The sequence below is a fragment of the bacterium SCSIO 12696 genome (assembly GCA_024397955.1).
In the GTDB taxonomy this organism is placed as follows: domain Bacteria; phylum Pseudomonadota; class Gammaproteobacteria; order Pseudomonadales; family Porticoccaceae; genus SCSIO-12696.
The window spans coordinates 2,821,805-2,838,843 of the sequence record CP073744.1 but is presented as its reverse complement, the minus strand read 5'-3'; the positions used below and the strand labels follow the sequence as shown (position 1 = coordinate 2,838,843).

At 50.1% G+C, this 17,039-nt stretch carries 18 protein-coding genes; 6 read left to right on the top strand and 12 right to left on the bottom strand.

Annotated features, from left to right (window positions below; all coding sequences use genetic code 11):
• Window positions 1-62 precede the first annotated feature (62 nt).
• Window positions 63-2,231, top strand: coding sequence for a S9 family peptidase (locus tag KFE80_13085; protein ID UTW45274.1), 2,169 nt, complete (start codon window positions 63-65; stop codon window positions 2,229-2,231).
• Between the two features lie 104 nt (window positions 2,232-2,335).
• Here the strand turns inward: KFE80_13085 and KFE80_13080 are convergent, their stop codons facing one another.
• The 4 genes from KFE80_13080 to KFE80_13065 all read right to left on the bottom strand — a co-directional run bounded on the left by KFE80_13080 (window position 2,336) and on the right by KFE80_13065 (window position 4,295).
• A complete protein-coding gene (locus KFE80_13080) occupies window positions 2,336-3,124 on the bottom strand; it encodes an alpha/beta hydrolase (GenBank protein ID UTW45273.1) in 789 nt (262 codons plus the stop codon).
• Window positions 3,125-3,193: 69 nt separating this feature from the next.
• On the bottom strand, window positions 3,194-3,406 hold the full coding sequence (locus tag KFE80_13075) for a DUF1272 domain-containing protein (GenBank protein UTW45272.1): 213 nt from the start codon (window positions 3,404-3,406) through the stop codon (window positions 3,194-3,196).
• Window positions 3,387-3,827: a DUF962 domain-containing protein gene (locus tag KFE80_13070; protein ID UTW45271.1), complete on the bottom strand. Its 441-nt coding sequence runs from the start codon at window positions 3,825-3,827 to the stop codon at window positions 3,387-3,389. Before KFE80_13070 ends, KFE80_13075 begins: the two co-directional genes overlap by 20 nt.
• Complete coding sequence (locus KFE80_13065) at window positions 3,828-4,295, bottom strand: hypothetical protein (protein ID UTW45270.1); 468 nt, start codon at window positions 4,293-4,295, stop codon at window positions 3,828-3,830.
• 64 nt (window positions 4,296-4,359) lie between these two features.
• Here KFE80_13065 and KFE80_13060 point away from each other — a divergent pair, with 64 nt between their 5' ends.
• Entirely contained in the window at window positions 4,360-5,109 is a 750-nt protein-coding gene (locus KFE80_13060; protein ID UTW45269.1) for a fructosamine kinase family protein, read from the top strand.
• Between the two features lie 31 nt (window positions 5,110-5,140).
• Here the strand turns inward: KFE80_13060 and asnS are convergent, their stop codons facing one another.
• The 5 genes from asnS to KFE80_13035 form a co-directional block, all read right to left on the bottom strand.
• Window positions 5,141-6,532, bottom strand: coding sequence for an asparagine--tRNA ligase (gene asnS / locus KFE80_13055; GenBank protein UTW45268.1), 1,392 nt, complete (start codon window positions 6,530-6,532; stop codon window positions 5,141-5,143).
• 16 nt (window positions 6,533-6,548) lie between these two features.
• Window positions 6,549-7,760, bottom strand: coding sequence for an MFS transporter (locus KFE80_13050; protein ID UTW45267.1), 1,212 nt, complete (start codon window positions 7,758-7,760; stop codon window positions 6,549-6,551).
• Between the two features lie 81 nt (window positions 7,761-7,841).
• Window positions 7,842-8,636, bottom strand: a complete 795-nt coding sequence (locus tag KFE80_13045) for an acyl-CoA desaturase (GenBank protein UTW46737.1) — start codon at window positions 8,634-8,636, stop codon at window positions 7,842-7,844.
• A gap of 100 nt (window positions 8,637-8,736) precedes the next feature.
• The gene (locus KFE80_13040) at window positions 8,737-9,666 is read right to left on the bottom strand and encodes a hypothetical protein (GenBank protein ID UTW45266.1); all 930 of its coding nucleotides are present in this window, start codon (window positions 9,664-9,666) and stop codon (window positions 8,737-8,739) included.
• A gap of 24 nt (window positions 9,667-9,690) precedes the next feature.
• Window positions 9,691-10,236, bottom strand: coding sequence for an ArsR family transcriptional regulator (locus KFE80_13035; GenBank protein UTW45265.1), 546 nt, complete (start codon window positions 10,234-10,236; stop codon window positions 9,691-9,693).
• A gap of 157 nt (window positions 10,237-10,393) precedes the next feature.
• Between KFE80_13035 and KFE80_13030 the strand changes: the two genes are divergently transcribed.
• The 4 genes from KFE80_13030 to KFE80_13015 all read left to right on the top strand — a co-directional run bounded on the left by KFE80_13030 (window position 10,394) and on the right by KFE80_13015 (window position 15,321).
• The gene (locus KFE80_13030) at window positions 10,394-10,882 is read left to right on the top strand and encodes a TIGR00645 family protein (protein UTW45264.1); all 489 of its coding nucleotides are present in this window, start codon (window positions 10,394-10,396) and stop codon (window positions 10,880-10,882) included.
• A 147-nt stretch (window positions 10,883-11,029) separates the two neighbouring features.
• On the top strand, window positions 11,030-11,695 hold the full coding sequence (locus KFE80_13025; GenBank protein ID UTW45263.1) for a methylamine utilization protein: 666 nt from the start codon (window positions 11,030-11,032) through the stop codon (window positions 11,693-11,695).
• A gap of 12 nt (window positions 11,696-11,707) precedes the next feature.
• Window positions 11,708-14,068 carry an EAL domain-containing protein gene (locus KFE80_13020; protein UTW45262.1) on the top strand — a complete coding sequence of 787 codons (2,361 nt, stop codon included), beginning with the start codon at window positions 11,708-11,710 and terminating at the stop codon, window positions 14,066-14,068.
• Window positions 14,065-15,321 (top strand): hypothetical protein, encoded by a 1,257-nt coding sequence (locus KFE80_13015; GenBank protein UTW45261.1) that lies wholly within the window; start codon window positions 14,065-14,067, stop codon window positions 15,319-15,321. The genes KFE80_13020 and KFE80_13015 overlap by 4 nt, the downstream gene beginning before the upstream one ends.
• Here the strand turns inward: KFE80_13015 and KFE80_13010 are convergent.
• The 3 genes from KFE80_13010 to KFE80_13000 all read right to left on the bottom strand — a co-directional run bounded on the left by KFE80_13010 (window position 15,303) and on the right by KFE80_13000 (window position 16,941).
• Window positions 15,303-15,686 carry a hypothetical protein gene (locus KFE80_13010; protein ID UTW45260.1) on the bottom strand — a complete coding sequence of 128 codons (384 nt, stop codon included), beginning with the start codon at window positions 15,684-15,686 and terminating at the stop codon, window positions 15,303-15,305. The two genes, KFE80_13015 and KFE80_13010, sit on opposite strands and share 19 nt — an antisense overlap.
• Before the next feature lie 49 nt (window positions 15,687-15,735).
• On the bottom strand, window positions 15,736-16,104 hold the full coding sequence (locus KFE80_13005; GenBank protein UTW45259.1) for a hypothetical protein: 369 nt from the start codon (window positions 16,102-16,104) through the stop codon (window positions 15,736-15,738).
• 252 nt (window positions 16,105-16,356) lie between these two features.
• Entirely contained in the window at window positions 16,357-16,941 is a 585-nt protein-coding gene (locus KFE80_13000; protein ID UTW45258.1) for a 1-acyl-sn-glycerol-3-phosphate acyltransferase, read from the bottom strand.
• Window positions 16,942-17,039: the final 98 nt, after the last annotated feature.

The window sequence follows — 17,039 nt, the reverse complement described above, 5'->3', positions numbered from 1 at the left end:
CAGCATTCATTGAGGATCGGGCGGCGTTGTGCGTTATAGATTAAATACTCAGGATTGGATCTATGAACCTCACTCATAAAACGTCACTGTTCGCCGCCATTGTTACCTCGGCACTGATCGGCGGTTGCACTGATAACTCCGATACAACGAGCACTCCTATGAGCCACAGCAAGGCTTTAACGCCACCGGTTGCCAAACAGATTCCCTACGAATTCGTCACTCACGGCCACACTCGTATCGACAAATACCACTGGATGCGCGATGACCAGCGCAAAGATCCGGAAGTACTGGCCCACCTGGAAGCGGAAAACGCCTACCAGGAACAGGTAATGGCGCACACCAAACCACTGCAGGACAAACTGTATAACGAGCTGGTAAGCCGCATTGATAAAGACGACAGCTCGGTGCCCGTGCGCAGCAATGGCTACTGGTATCAGCGAGAATTTAACGGCGACAAGGATTACCCGATTTACAGCCGCCGCAAAGACCAGGTCGATGCCGAGCACGAAGTGCTGCTGGACGTTAACCAGCTGGCTGCCGAACACAGCTTCTTTAACCTGGGTACTTTCAGTGTCAGCAGTGACAATCGCATGCTGGCCTATTCTGCCGACACACTCAGCCGCCGCATTTACGACATTCGTTTTAAAAACCTGGGTACCGATACGCTGCTGAATGACAAGCTGACCGGCACCAGCGGTTCAGTGGTATGGGCCAACGACAACAAGACCGTTTTCTACATTAAAAAAGACCCTGTAACCTTACTGGGCTACCAAGTGTATCGCCATACCTTGGGTACGCCGCAAACCGATGACGTGCTGGTTTACGAGGAGGCCAACAACGAACTCTATATTGGCATCAGCAAATCCAAAGACGACAGTACGGTCTATATCTACCAGGATGGCACCAATGAGGAAGCCATGCTGGTATTGGACGCGAACACCCCGAAAGGTGAGTTCAAGGCCTTCCACGCCATGGAAAAAAATCTCAAATACAGCGTTCAAAAAAATGGCGATTGGTACTACATACACACCAACTGGAACGCTGAAAATTACCGCCTGATGAAGGTACACCAGCAACACAGCGGTGATAAAAACCAATGGCAGGAAGTGGTTCCCCACAACCCAGAGGTTTATCTGGAATCCGTAGAGCTGTTTAAAAATCACGCGGTACTCAGTCAGAAGACCTGGGGGCAAACCCAGCTGACCGTTCTGCAATTAGACAACGGCGACAGTCTTCCTATTCGCTTTGATGAACCGTTGTACGTTGCCGAGTTCGGCAACAACCCGGAGCTGGACAGCGATACGGTGAGAGTGCAATACACGTCACTCACCACCCCCAATAGCACGTACGACATCAATTTAGTCAGTGGCGCCAAAGACCTGAAAAAGCAACAGAAAGTGCTGGGTGACTTCGATCCATCGGATTATCGCGCCGAGCGACTTTTTGTCTCCGCCCGAGACGGTGTGGAAGTGCCGGTAAGCCTGGTGTACAAAAAGTCCTTGTTCAAAAAAGACGGCAGCAACCCGTTGTGGCAGTACGCATACGGTTCTTACGGCGCCACCATCGAGCCGGAATTTCGCTCCTCACGCCTGTCTCTATTGGACCGGGGTTTTGTGTACGCCATTGTCCATATTCGTGGCGGCAAAATGCTCGGCCAGCAATGGTACGAACAAGGCCGCATGTTTGAAAAGATCAATACATTCACCGATTACATTGATGTCACCAAGGCTCTGGTGGAACGAGGCTATGCCGCCAGCGATAAAGTATTTGCCCAAGGCGGTAGCGCCGGGGGGCTGTTGATGGGTGCCGTGGCCAATATGGCACCAGACCTGTACCAGGGCATGCACGCAGCGGTACCCTTTGTGGACGTAGTGACCACCATGCTGGATGCAAGTATCCCACTCACCACCAACGAATACGGCGAATGGGGCAACCCCAACAACAAAGACAGCTACGACTATATGCTCTCCTACTCCCCCTACGACCAAGTAAAAGCGCAAGATTACCCCAACCTGTTGGTCACCACGGGATTGCATGACTCACAGGTACAATACTTCGAGCCCATGAAATGGGTAGCGAAACTGCGAGAGTTAAAAACCGACAATAATCGCCTGCTGTTTAAAACCGACATGGAAGCCGGCCATGGCGGCGCATCCGGACGTTTTAAACGGCTCCATGAAACCGCGCTGGTTTATGCGTTTATGTTTGATTTGATCGGAGTTGATGATTAACAAGCTGCGGGTTGCGAACCTCGGGCGGCGAGCAGATCGAGGGGGATTTAGTCGCAGGTTTTTTCCTCATTGCCATGCGATACCCCCCTGTATAAGGTAGGTTATTACTTACTGAAAAAATCTACGAGGATAGCGTTCAGTAATGGCACATTGATTTTATGAATCGAATGTTCTGACCCGGGTATGACCGCAAGCTCAGATTTTTTAATAGCGCGGTACATGCTGATTGTATGTTCAAGAGTAATAAAATCCTTGTCGCCAACTGCTACTAGAGTTTTTGCTTGTATATTTTCAAGATCCTTCTCTGTCCACACCGGGCCTGTGAGCCATAAATTTTTTAGTTCAGCCACAAATTCTGCAAATCCGTCCATATTGTCCGAGTGCTTTAAATAATCTTGCCGTGCATCAGCGCTCATGTTTTCTTCAGTCAGAGCTGCTATATAGTCGCGAATGCCGCCTGGCAAACCATCAAAGTGGTAATTTGTACCCACGACTGCAAGGCGGTTTATCATATCGGGGTTTTTCATAGCAATGTATAAACCAACAATCCCACCATCACTGTGCCCAACAAAATCAACCTTCCCTAAATCCAGTTTTTTAATCAACTCGATAATATCTTCGCCTTCCAATGCGTAGGAAAGTGATTTGTCAGACGGCGTACTGTAACCATGTTCTCTTAAATCGATAGCAATGACCTTGTGATTCTCGGCCAATGGCGCAATTAAATCTCTAACGCTATCCACCGATCCTGACCCGCCATGAATCAACAGCAGTGGCTTACCATTCCCATGAACTTCGTAATAGAGAACAACGTCATTGACCTGCAGCTTATCTGCTTGGCAGCTCAAGAATGTTATTAGGCATAAAACGATTGACCAGAATATTTTTTTCATTTTTCTCCTTGTCCCTCAGCTTCCCAACAATTGATTTACTAAAAAGTTAGCAGAAAAAATACTTAGTATTTAAAGTCTCTCAGGAGGGTACTTTTCCAAAAGCTTCCTTGGCCTTATCGGCCTTAACTGAAAATTGCCGCCACAGTTCGGACACGCACCTGCCAGTTCACCCTGCACACAATCTTTGCAGAAGGTACATTCAAACGAACAGATCATTGCCTCGGTGGACTCTGGCGGTAGCGATTTGTGGCAACGCTCACATTCAGGTTTGAGTTTCAGCATCGGGACTTCCCAAAAATATCCACGCCGGGCCGATTAATAAAAAAGCCAGGTCAGTAAGAAATGAAGGACGTTTGCCTTCAATGTGGTGGCCTATGAACTGGGCAACCCAGGCAATCACAAACACCGCCAGCGCCCATTGCCATAGCCCGCCAAAACCGTATTCAAGCAACGCACAGAGCGCCCAACAAACAAGTGTAAACAACAGCATGCGAATAAATACCTGCCGCGACAGGCGCGCGTAAAACACCAGCACCGGTATTGTTACAACCAGGGCAAGGTTGACGCCGAACAGGGAAACAGACCACAGCAACGCCACTATCGACCAGTAAATGGCGGGCACCGCAATTTTGTGAATGCGCTTATTGGTGGAATCACGGTGGCTTTCGGCGTATTGCTGAAACCACTGCTGTTGAGTTTTCAATTAAACCTCTTCCTCTTCGCCATCAATAATAAAACCAATGCGACGGCGAAATTCTTCTTTCTCCACTTTTTCCACATAGCACAATAGCTGCACGCTGGATTGGTGCGACAGCAACATACAAGGGCTGCCATTGATGGTGCCTTCTATGCGTATACCGTGAAAGCTCTCTTGCGCCAAACGCAGAACATTGATTTGAATACCGCCATTGAGCACAGCAAGGATAGCTGGTTGTTGGTCCTTAGGTAGCTGCTCCCGCCACTGGATAACCGTATCCGCCAAACGCCGCATCAACACCCCGGCAGAACGGTAGTCATTGCTGACTTCCTCTTCACTGGGTGCCTGGGCAATACTGGTTTGCGGCAACGGCACGTTGGCAATGGTCGGTACACACACCATTCCCATGGATTCTACCGCCTCGCGCATAGCCTCGCGATTGACCTGCTCCAGGGTTTTGTCTTGCTCACTCATAAGCGTTTACCCTCTGTTTTTTCAGCCATGGTAACATCCTTGGCCATTGATTGAGGGACATCCGTTGTACCACAAGCAAAACCAGTCCGGTTATCGGGACGCCCTGCTCAGGGAAGCTGAAGGCTTGACGCTGTTGCGTCACTGCATTGCTCAGCAAGCGGAAAACCCACTGCGCATACCGGATGTGGCTCGGGTTTCAGAAAACACTCTATCGATGACAGCCATCAAAGCCGTGTCGCCATCATCACACCAGTGGCAGCAACTGGGTGTGGGCTTGGCCCTGTTGCATCAACAGCTGCAGCCTTATTACGGTCTGGAAACAGATAACTACATCGGTCTTAATCCCCAACCCAATGGCATCTCAAAGGATTGGGGCACCTTTTTCGTTGAACAGCGTTTGGGTCATCAGATATCACTGATTGCAGACAACGCACTAAAACAGAATTATCAGCAGAGATTAAAAAAAGCCCGTGAGCCATTGCGGGGCTTTCTTAACCATTACTGCCAGCACCCCAGTTTGCTGCACGGGGATTTGTGGAGCGGCAATGTGCTGTTTAGTAGCGACGGCGTATGGTTGATTGACCCAGCGGCCTACTGCGGTGACCGCGAGGCAGATCTGGCCATGACTGAACTGTTTGGCGGCTTTGATCGCGAGTTTTACCGCGCTTACGATGCAACTTATCCACGCACCGAGGCCTATTCAACCAAGCGGGAAATTTACAATCTGTACCACCGTTTAAACCACTACAACTTATTTGGCCGCAGTTATTTGAGCGGTTGCGAACAAAGCTGGGCAATGATTAAGACGCTTTAATTGATCACTTATGCCTTCCATGGCATTTCAGTTAAAACGGCGCCGACCCCGGCGTCCGTGGAAATGGTATCGCGTCGCGAATATTTTCCATGCCACTAATGTAGTTAATCAGCCGCTCAAAACCCAAACCAAAACCGGCGTGAGGCACGGTGCCATAGCGACGCAGGTCGCGGTACCACCAAAGGTGTTCACGCATTTCTGCGTCCATACGACTGTCCAGCACATCGAGGCGATCTTCCCGTTGGCTACCGCCAATCAGTTCACCAACACCCGGTACCAACACATCCATAGCAGCCACGGTTTTGTCGTCGTCGTTAAGGCGCATATAAAACGCCTTGATGCCTTTCGGGTAGTTTTTCACCACCACCGGTCCTTTGGCGTATTGCTCACACAAAAAGCGCTCGTGTTCCGACGCCATGTCTACGCCCCACTCCACCGGGAATTCAAACTTTTTGCCGGACTTTTGCAAAATCTCAATGGCGTCTGTGTAGTCCATATGCACGAACTTTGAATCGATCACATTTTGCATGCGCTCAATGGCCTGTTTGTCCACACGCTGGGCAAAGAACGCCATGTCGTCCTGCCGCTGCTCCAGCACCTGGCGGAACACATGCTTGAGAAAATCCTCTGCCAGGGCCGCGTCGTCTTCCAAATCCGCAAAGGCAATTTCTGGTTCCACCATCCAGAATTCCGCCAAATGGCGGGAGGTGTTGGAATTCTCTGCCCGGAAGGTAGGGCCGAAGGTGTACACCTTACTCATGGCCAGGCAGTAGGACTCCACGTTAAGCTGCCCGGAAACCGTCAGAAAGCTCTCGCTGCCAAAAAAGTCCTGGCTGTAATCCACGCCACCTTTGTCGGTGCGAGGCAGATTCGCCATATCCAAAGTTGACACCCGAAACAGCTCACCCGCTCCCTCGCAATCGCTGCTGGTAATCAACGGCGTATTCACCCAATGAAAACCGTTGTCGTAAAAATAGTTGTGGATGCTGTTAGCTACGGTATTGCGCAGTCGAGTGATGGCGCCAAAGGCATTGGTGCGCGGGCGCAGATGGGCCTGAGTGCGTAAATATTCAAAGGTGTGGCGCTTTTTGGCAATGGGGTATGCCTCCGGGTCATCTACCCAGCCGACCACGTCCACCGCATCCGCCTGAATTTCCACCGATTGACCCTGGCCCTGAGATTCCACCAAAGTACCACTGATGATGACCGAACAACCGGCCCCCAAGTGCGTCACTTCTTCATAGTTCGCTAAACTCTCTGGCACCACCGCCTGAATAGGGTCAAAGCAACTGCCGTCGTGTACCGCCACAAAGGAAATACCCGCTTTGGAGGTGCGCCGAGTACGCACCCAACCTTTTACAACCACCTTGGTGCCTAATTCGCAGTCACCGCGAAACAACTGGGCAATGGCATGGGTTCTCATGGTTTTTGTCCTTCTATCAGGTTTTTTGCAACCGACCAGATGATGGCCAGTGAGTAATATTGTCTGGCGCTGGCGCCACCGGCACATTGGTGGCCAGCAACAGAGAAATAACAGCCATACCAGCCCCCAGCAGGAATACCAAACCTGGAGATACCAGCCAGATCAAACCAAAGGCGGCAGGAATGACGACTGCGGCGATATGATTAATGCTAAAGCTCACTGCCGCTGTAGCGCTGATATCCTTGGGGTCGGCTATTTTTTGAAAATAGGTTTTCATGGCGATAGCCATAGCAAACAACACATGGTCAAGAATATAAAGAGCTGCGGCCACATTGGCGCTTTCCACAAAGGCGTAACCGGTAAAAATCAGCGCCAAACCAATGTACTCCACACGCAATGCCACGCGTTCCCCTACGCGGCTAATCCAGGCACCAATCTTCGTCCCCATAAAAGCGTTCAACACATGGTTGGCCAGGTACAGCAGCGCCACATCCGCCACCGAATAACCAAACTTTTCTACCATCAGAAAGCCGGCAAACACTACAAAAATCTGTCGCCGCGCACCGCCCATAAACGTCAACGCATAATAAAGCCAGTAACGTTTGCGCAAAATAATTTTCTTGTGCTGCGCATGAGGCTGAGCAAACGCCGGAAAAGCCAGTGCTGCAAACAACACCAAGCCCATGGAGATCACCCCGGTAATCAAGTACACCCAGTGATACTCCACCGCAAAGAACGTCGTCACCAACCAGATCAAACCGTAAGCCAACACCGCAGCCGCTGACTTGCTCGCCACTAACTTGCCTAAGCTTTTCGCCGAGCTTTCTCGCGGAAACCACTGCAGAGCCAAGGATTGCTGAATGGTTTCGTAGTAATGGAAGCCAATAGACATCAGTACCGTAGTGCAATACAGGCCAATGGCGGACGGGAAGTAACCGGTAACCGCCACACCCAAGCCCATAATACCCATGGCCACTAGAGCCAGGGATTGCTCACGGAGCACTAACAGCAAAAATACCGCTGTAAACGCCAGAAAACCCGGCACCTCCCGCAAGCTGTGGAGAATGCCGATTTCCTCACCGGTAAACGCCGCCCGTTCAATGACAAAGTTATTGAGCAGCGACAGCCAGGTAGCAAACGACAATGACATGGCGAACGTGAGCAACAGCAGAAACATTTCCGGGTTGCGCCACTGGCGGTCGCCTGCAGGAAATTGAGAATTGGGCATAAAACGGTATTAAAGACAAATAAAGCGCAATGATACCACTGCCCTACCTCACCATGGGCACAACTTTACAGAGGTAGAATTTTATACCGGCAAAAGTTCTGGCCTATTCGGTAAATCAGCAGGAGTTTTCAAATTAGAAACAAGCTGGCATTTTTTCAGTGTTTGGAGCACTAACCAGCCAGGGTCGAATTGATTTTCACATAGGCCTAACCTGGCAGAACCGGGAAAAGCATGGTGATTGTTATGCCAACACTCACCAAATGTGATCAGGCCGCAGAACTTGACGTCATATCCTTGCACACTGGCGCCATCGACTTTCCAATGCTGACCACCGCGATTATGAGCGAAATAGCCCACCAACCAGTGACCGGTAACCCCTACCGCAACACGTGCGCAAACGCCCCAGAATAACCAGCCCCAGCCTCCGACAAAAAAGAATAAAAGCGCCCAAGGAAGCTGTTGCCATATAGCCGTTTTTTCCAACCAAAGATAGAAACGATCCGTTTTCATACGCTGGTCAAAACGAAATTCCGGCGGGTTATGCAAGTGGATATCACAATGAATTTGCCACCACCCGTCTCTCCAGATAGCTTGGCGGTGGCCGTAATAGTCGTGGCACTCTGACTGCCTTTGTGCCCAATCGCGCATATCGTGAGTTTTTGTCATAGTAAAAGGGCCACCCAATCCCACCAATGTACCCAGATATACCATTACCTGCTCCAACCATAAGGGGCAGTCAAAACTACTGTGAATCAGTTTGCGGTGCATACCGATAGAGTGGCCAAAACACAGCGTGATACCACTGCTCACAATAAAGAGAACAAACGCGCCCCAACTGAAATAGATAATACCGCCAAAAATCGCACTTAAATACATCAGTGTAATGTAAATGGATTTGCCCGGTGACCAGCGCACATCCCCCTGTAACGCATTACAATTGGGGTAACCATCAATCACCCTTTCGTTACTGTATCGCTTATTCACGAACCATTACCTCCTTGATTAAATGGTGAGCCATTTGTTCAACTGCATAGCGTTGCAGCGGGCCGAAGTACCAAGCGGGATCCAGACGGCGCTCATACTCTATAGACAAGGACACCCGAGTTTGCCCACCGGCGAGTGGCTCAAAATTAATTTCTGTGCTCTGCAATCTCATGTATGTAGAAATGTAACTGGTGTCTTTTAAAAACTCCGTGCGTATACGTTGGTCCTCGACTTCCGACAGCTTTAACCACATCGAACCTTCATGAGTATTGGTAACAAACCAGCGGTGGTAGCGAAAATCGATTTTGTGCACATCACCTTGCTTTAGCGTCTCGCCTGATATTTGGTAAGGCATTGGAAAGAGTTTAAGCAAGGCACTTCGATCTTCAGACAGCTCTATAGGCTTTATTAGGTTTTCGCGAATAGTGGAAATATCGAGATTAACATCCTGGGAAATAACAACTTGATTATGTCGGTCAATACTGAGTTCTGGCGCTACACCCTCCAGGGACAGCGCTACCATAACAATGGGAAGCGAGTGAGCTGGAAAAAAGCGAGTGCCATCCTCACAACGGCGCAGCATTTCCCTAACACCAAAACAGAATAGAATCACAAAATAATAGACCGGCAAAAGCATTAATACGCAAATAAAGCCTTCAAACAACATTAAAGAACTTGCCAGAACCACTACGCTCGAACCTACAAAATGATCCCAGCTTCTTCTCCACCAGCTTTCTACTTTTGGATCATTTCTCTCAACGTGAGATTTAATTGCCGAAAGCACTACGCCAATGACAAATGGAAAGCCAATATAAACAAGGGCACTCTTATCTAAGCTAAAGTGATGAAGCACCCGGAATAAAATTGAGAACGCGAGTGCCAACAAAAGATATATAAATGGCTGATACCTCTTCAATTTCATCGCTACTTCCCACTCAGTTATTTTCTACTCACTTTTTGAGGTTGTTTTTCCGGGAATAAAACGGGCTACCTTGGCACCCATTTTCATTAGTTTTACTAAAGTCGGCTTTGGTAAACCCCTTACTTGTTGATACCAGTCTGTAAGAGTCGACATAAAGTTGAGCATCTGACTAATTTTTTCCTTAACAGGCTCTGGGGTGTCATTGTCGTTCATCATTTCCAGTTCACAGCGGCGCAACATAGTCAAAGTAGGATCGATCTCCCGACGTTTGCGCCCCTCAATGACCGTCAACAACATTTCCCAGGTATCTCCCTGAGCACTGTAATGATCGCGACGATCGCCCAGTACATGGCTTACCTGAATCAAATCCCAACTGTGCAGCTCTTTAAGGCTAGTACTGACGTTGGAACGAGCCACAGACAGAAGAGAGGCTATGGTCTCGGCATTCATCGGTTCGGGGCACAAATAAAGTAACGCGTGTATCTGCGCTACAGTGCGATTCACACCCCAGCGAGTGCCCATTTCACCCCAGTGCAATATGTATCTTTCCATTAATGGCGTAATTGTCATGACGCTACCCATCAGTTATTTCTGTATTGACAGAAATAACTGTACATAAAAACAAAACAGAAAGCCACTTACTCTCTGACCTACATCGATAGGGCTTAAACCGTTAACGCTTTCTGATATATTTAGCCGCTGCCGTAACTGACGCATTGAGGGCGCTATGGAACGATTGATCGAAGGGCTGCTATACCGGGCACGCTGGCTGCTGGCCCCTATCTACCTGGGCTTGAGCCTGGCAGTAGTGGCGTTGGGTGTGAAGTTCTTCATAGAGCTGTTTCACCTGTTGGTAGATAGCCCGTTTATCACCGAAGCCAAGATGATCTTGGTTGTGCTGTCACTGATCGATATCGCCATGGTGGGTGGACTGCTGGTGATGGTAATGATGAGTGGTTACGAAAACTTTGTTTCCCAGCTCGATGTAGACACTAGCGACGAAAAGCTCAATTGGCTGGGCAAACTGGACACCTCTTCCCTGAAAGCCAAGATTGCCGCCAGCATTGTGGCAATTTCCTCTATCCATCTGCTCAAGAAGTTTATGGATATTGAAAACCTTCACCACGGTGACTTGAGATGGTATGTGATTATTCACCTCACCTTCGTGGCGTCAGCTTTTGCCATGGGATATCTCGATACAAAAGTTAAGAAATAGCCATTTGGGCCGATAACTGTGTACTGCTTGGCAGTTTTGCAACGGAATGTGAACCATTTGACCTGGTTCATATCCACTGTAGTCATCGCCGCTTAGAATGCAGTTTGCGCTGCCCTAATAATAATGGCGCTTTTGTGAGGGAAACCCATGTTGCGACCCAGCCACTGGCCTTTTTGCCTGCTGGTATTTTTTTGCTGTAGTTATGCCAGCGCCAATGCCAGCATTGATATTGAGATCGTTGACCGCAAGGGCAAACCCCTTCAATTAAACAAAGCAGTAGTATACGCGGTTGCTCAGTCTCCTCTTACTGTCGATGATTCATCACCTCAGCAAACCGCCATCGTACAACGCAACTTACAGTTCGAACCCTATATTTCGGTTATCCAGCGAGGCACCCAGGTAGTATTCCCCAATCAAGACGACACCAGCCATCATGTTTATTCGTTTTCCCCGGCCAAATCTTTTGAGTTGCCCCTTTACAAAAAACAGCTGCCCGGCCCCGTAGTATTTGATAAAACCGGCATTGTCGTACTGGGGTGCAATATTCACGACTGGATGCTGGCTTACCTGATAGTGGTAGACACACCATTTTTTACCCTGCTCTCACCAAACAACCAGAAGCTTGACGATCTGCCACCAGGAACCTACCAATTCCATTTGTGGCACCCTCAGCTGGACAAGCGGGACTCAAAACCCATTATCGTTGAGGTAGAGGGCGATAAAGGAGTGGCACGCTTCACCTTGGCGCACAAACTCAAAAAAGGATTTCGACCACAGTCGCCAGACCAGCCGTTTGACGACAACAACTACTAAAGGGGCCTTACCGTGAAGCTGCCAAAGCATTTTTCTACCCTGCGCTGGCGGATTTTTATCAGCTTCTTTGTGTTGCTGTTGTGTTTGCAGTGGACCACCCTCACCCTCACTTACCGAGCCAGTAGGGACAATCTGGATCAAACCATACGCAGCCAGCTGCAATCTTCTCAGCGACTGTTCAATAGCGAATGGCAGACCAGCAATCAATATTTGCAGCGTTCCATTGACACCATTGCCAAAGACTGGAGCTTTCGCGAAGCGGTTGGCAACCGCGACCAGGCCACCATCCGCAGTGTGCTGTTAAACCACAGCTCCCGTGTAGAAGCCGATGTAGCACTGTTTACGGATCTTGATGGCACTCCGGTTGCTCAAATTGGCCAGCGTACCATTGCCCTCAGTCAACTTGAGCGCAACGCCATTCAACAAACCCTGGAACCGCAAACCCATTTACTGCACAGCGGAGACTCCATTTATCGATTGGTACTTACCCCGGTAAAAGCGCCACTGCCCGTAGGTTGGGTAGGTATGGGCTTTGAACTGGGCGACGCTCACGCAAACCAGTTTAAACAGTTGATCAACCTGGACACCAGTTATCTACACAGCGGTGACTTACAGCCCAAGCTGTTAGCCAGCACCCTGGCAGGCGAGCAAAAACAGGAATTGTCGACGGCGATTGCCAGTGCCATTGAGAGCCCAGGCAAGGTGGTCAGTGTGGCTGGCACCCTGGCTTTGCTGAAGCCCATGCCTGGCGGAGAAAACCAACAGCTGCACGTGCTACTGTCACAGCCTCTGGAACCACTACTATCCGGCTTTCGCTCCTGGTGGGCCAGCCTGCTATTGCTTTTGGTGGTAGGCACCTTACTCACCGTTGCCGTGGCTTATTTTATTGCCCGAGGCATTACCAATCCCATTCAGCAACTGCTGGAAGCCATTGGCAAAGTGGGTACTGGCAACTACTCCCCGATTATCAGCGTCAGCGGCAGCAGGGAGATTGCCGCGCTGTCGGAAGAGTTTAACCACATGCAACGCAAAGTAGCTCTGCGTGAACAGGAAATTGTATTCCGCTCCAGCCACAACGAAGCCACCGGGCTATACAACCAATCCGGCTTCCTCCGCGCGGTAGAACAACAAATCAAGTTTTATAGCCACAGCAATGCCGAGGCCGATGTGGTGGTTATTGCTGTTGATCGTTTGCAAGAAGTTAAACATACCTTGGGCCACAGTTTGGGTGACCAGTTGTTGCGTCATATTGCCCAGCAGTTACAGGAGGTAAACAGCCAAATCATTTTGTCTTACATTGGCAGTGACAGCTTTGCCGCCTTCTTACCTCGTAATCGACAAACCCAATCTGCGTTTGCGCAAATGCAGAACCTGTTTAAGGAACCATTTCAGGTAGACGATATTTCAGTACTGCTGGGGGCTCACGCCGGTGTGGCTTGCTACCCGGAACACGGCGACAGTGCCGATGCGCTTCTGCGCTATGCGGAAATTGCTCTCAACTGCACTCGGGAAAAACACGCCCCCTGGATGCACTACGACCCTAAACACGACAGCCACAGTGTATTTCGCCTCGCCTTGTTGCATGAGCTTCGCCATGCCATTGCCAACGATCAACTGGAATTGCATTACCAGCCCAAGCTAGATATCAGCAATGGTCTGGAACAGGCAAAACCCACCCAGGTAGAGTCACTGGTGCGCTGGATTCACCCAGAGCACGGCTTTGTTGGCCCAGACCAATTTATTCCCGCTGCTGAGCAATCCGGGCTGATTACTGAACTCACTGCTTGGGTGATCAATAAAGCCCTGTGGCAAAGCCAGCAGTGGCAGCAACAGGGCATAGACCTGAAAGTGGCGGTTAATATCTCCGCCGCTGATTTGCTATCCGGAAAACTGATCGACATCGTGCCGGAGCGTTTACAGGCCCACGATATAGAGCCCAACAAACTGGTACTGGAGGTGACTGAAAGCGCGGTCGTGGAAGACCCCCAAAAAGCCATCGACCTGTTGAACCGGCTGAGAGCCATGGGCATCGAGCTGTCGGTAGACGACTATGGCACCGGCTATTCATCACTCGGTCAGCTAAAGCAGCTGCCCGTACATGAACTCAAAATTGACCGAGAATTTATTCAGGAAATCACACAGAACAACAGCGACGCTATTATCGTGCGCTCCACCATCAACCTGGGCCACCGGATGGGCATGCATGTGACCGCTGAAGGTATTGAAGATCAGGAGTCACTACAGCTGTTGGAGCAGTTTGGCTGTGATTTCGCCCAAGGGTATTTCATCAGTAAACCCCTGCCCGCCAAAGAGTTAGAACGCTGGTGGCAAAAAAACTACGCTACCGACAGCGCCGTTGAGGAAACCTTGTGATACGGCCGATACTGGCCTTTGCCAGCCTGCTGCTGCCATTACTGGCCAGCGCCCAGCAGGAACAATCACCATCGCCACTGAAGATAACCGGCATTGGCGAACTACAGCTGTCTGACAGCAACGGCCTGCAATCCTGGCTTGATCGCGGCCAGGGCAAACACCTGCACGGGGGCAATCAGGACACGGAATTACAAACCGGATTAACCGGTGTTGACCTGGATTACCGCTTGCGCCACAACTCTCATCTAAAAGCCACAGTGTTGTATAACCACCAACCTGGCAACCGGCTGGACATCACCGAACTGTATTGGCAATACCGCCCGCTCAGCAATTCCAGTTGGCGCCCTACGTACAAAACCGGCTTTTTTTACCCCAATATTTCCCTGGAAAATCGCGGGCGATTGTGGAGCAGCCCCTACACAATTACCTCGTCCACCATCAACACCTGGATTGGCGAAGAGCTACGCACTGCCGGCGTACAGGCTCACTGGTTGAACCAGGGCCGCTACCGGCAATCCGCTCATGATTTTGGCATTACCGCCTCATTGTTCGGCTTTAATGACAACACCGGCGCTTTACTGGCGTGGCGGGGCTGGACCAACAGTGAACGTCAAACCGGTATCGGCGGCCGCCTGCCGCTGGCGGATCGGCCTACGTTTACACCAGGGCGAGTGCTCGAAGACCAAGCTCCGGAAGTAGAGCCGTTTATCGAGCGGGATAATCGCATTGGCTACTATGTAGGCTTGCACTGGAATTACCTGCGCAGTACCAAAGCCACAGTGCATTACTACAACAATAACGCCGACCCCAGTGCCTTCAAAAACGGTCAGTACGCCTGGCACACCCGCTTTACGCACATTGGCTTTCAGCACCGATTTAACGATACCTGGGAGCTATTGAGCCAGTATATGCAGGGCCGCACCCAGATGGATAACAGCACCCAGAATGTAGTTCTCAATCGGTTTGATTCCGGCTACTTGATGGTGGCGGGCCGCTGGGGAGCACAGCGGTTGGCGCTACGCTGGGAGCGATTCCATATAGACGATCTGGACGGTACGTTTATGGACAGCAATGGCGAGAATGGCACCAGCGCTACATTGAGTTACAGCTACCGGGTGGGTCGTCACTGGAAGCTCAGCGCCGAGGGCGTCAATATTCGATCAAAGCGCCGGGAGCGTATGTACAGCGGCCTGGAACAACAAGCGGACGAAACCCGCTTGATACTGAGTGCCCGTTACTTCTGGGCGTCTTGAAACTGCTCTGTTATCGCCAGATACTGTTCAATGGTTTGCCGTTCTTTGGTTTTATCAGCGGTGTTGATAAAACGTTTGATCTCGGCCATCGCCATATCTTTTTCACCTTGTTTCCACAGGCTGTTAAACAGCGCTACTGACGCTTTGCCATCACCGGGTTCCAAAGCAACCAATTTGGCAAACCACTTTGTCGATGCAACATAGTTACCGGCACTGAAATTTGACCCCGCCAGCATCATCAGCGCAGCGCGGTTTTTTGGGTCGTAATTCACCACTTCCGCAAGCAACATCCAGGCGTCGCTGTTATTGCCCTTTTGCAGCAGCTTTTTGGCGTGATCCAGAATTTCGTTTAAGTCCGGTTGCATAAGATATTCTTTCCAGTGGTTCTATGTTTTGTGTTTCTCTTTTTCGTCACTACACGTGAACAAGCAAACAGGCGGTCCCTACGATACCCAAGTCTGCGAGGGCGTGAGAACAATAGGGAATCGCCAAGCCGTTTTGGTGAGCGGCAATGCGCTTCCAGAAAATAGACGCCAAAACCAACACAATAAAGGCGGCCAAAAGCCAATTTATAGGCAGCAATGTGTACAACACCAATAAATGGTAGCCGGAAAACATGCCGTGAGCCAACGGCGTACTTCGCCTCAATGGTGCCCAGTGTATTTGCTCCAATAACGGATGAACCAGGCCAAAGTAAGGCACCATCAAAATCAACGCCCAGCCTGTTAAATCATAATTGGCCAGCCAGCTGGATACGGTAACCTCGGTAATATACGGCAACAAAAAAAAACATCACCGGCCCCACTAAAACAGTAGGGAAAGCAAACCACAAAAAGTTATTCAGAGAAAAACCGGAAAACAGCTGGTAAAAGGAGTGTTGAAACGATTGGCGATTCCAGAAAATTATCTGAACGTGATAACTCACCAGAGCCAGCCAAGCGTTTTTAAAAATGCACCAAAATACAATGACAGCGAGCCAGGGTGCCAACATTTTTACCATCAAAACTGCCTCACCCGTTCCGTGGCGAATAGGCATTAAAATTTATCCGGGTATTTTGGCTGAAACTGGCGATAGTAGTCTTTAATTTCCAGCAGCTGCTGATCCACATCGCTGCGGGCCTCAATCAAATCACCGAAGCGGATGCGCTTGTGCTTAAAATCCAGAGATGCCAGCAATACCGGGCAACTTGCGGCGTAGGCAATACGCAAAAAACCGCTCTTCCATTTTTCCACCCGGCTTCGAGTACCCTCCGGCATAATACCAATGACCAGCTGTTCACTGGCTCGTATTTTATCGGCAATTTGTTCGGCAATGCCTTTGGTGTTACTGCGATCCAGCGGGATACCACCCAACGCAAAAAACAAACGCTTGAACGGAAACACAAAAATGGTGTGCTTAGCCAACCAGTTAGCCTTGATATCGAACGCCATCACCACCGCCATGGCAATGACAAAATCCCAGTTGGACGTGTGCGGCGCACCGGCCACAATAAACTTTTTTAAATCGGGAATACGCCCTTCCACCTGCCAGCCCATGGCATTGAGCAAGGTGCGGCCAAACCAGCGGGTGAAACCGCTGCGGTTGGCGCGAAGATGTTGAGGGACGTCGGATGGGGTCATAAGTCGGCTACGGGCTACGGGCTACGGGCTACGGGCTACGGGCTACGGGCTACGGGCTACGGGCTACGGGCTACGAAACAGTTTAGTGCAAAGTTCAG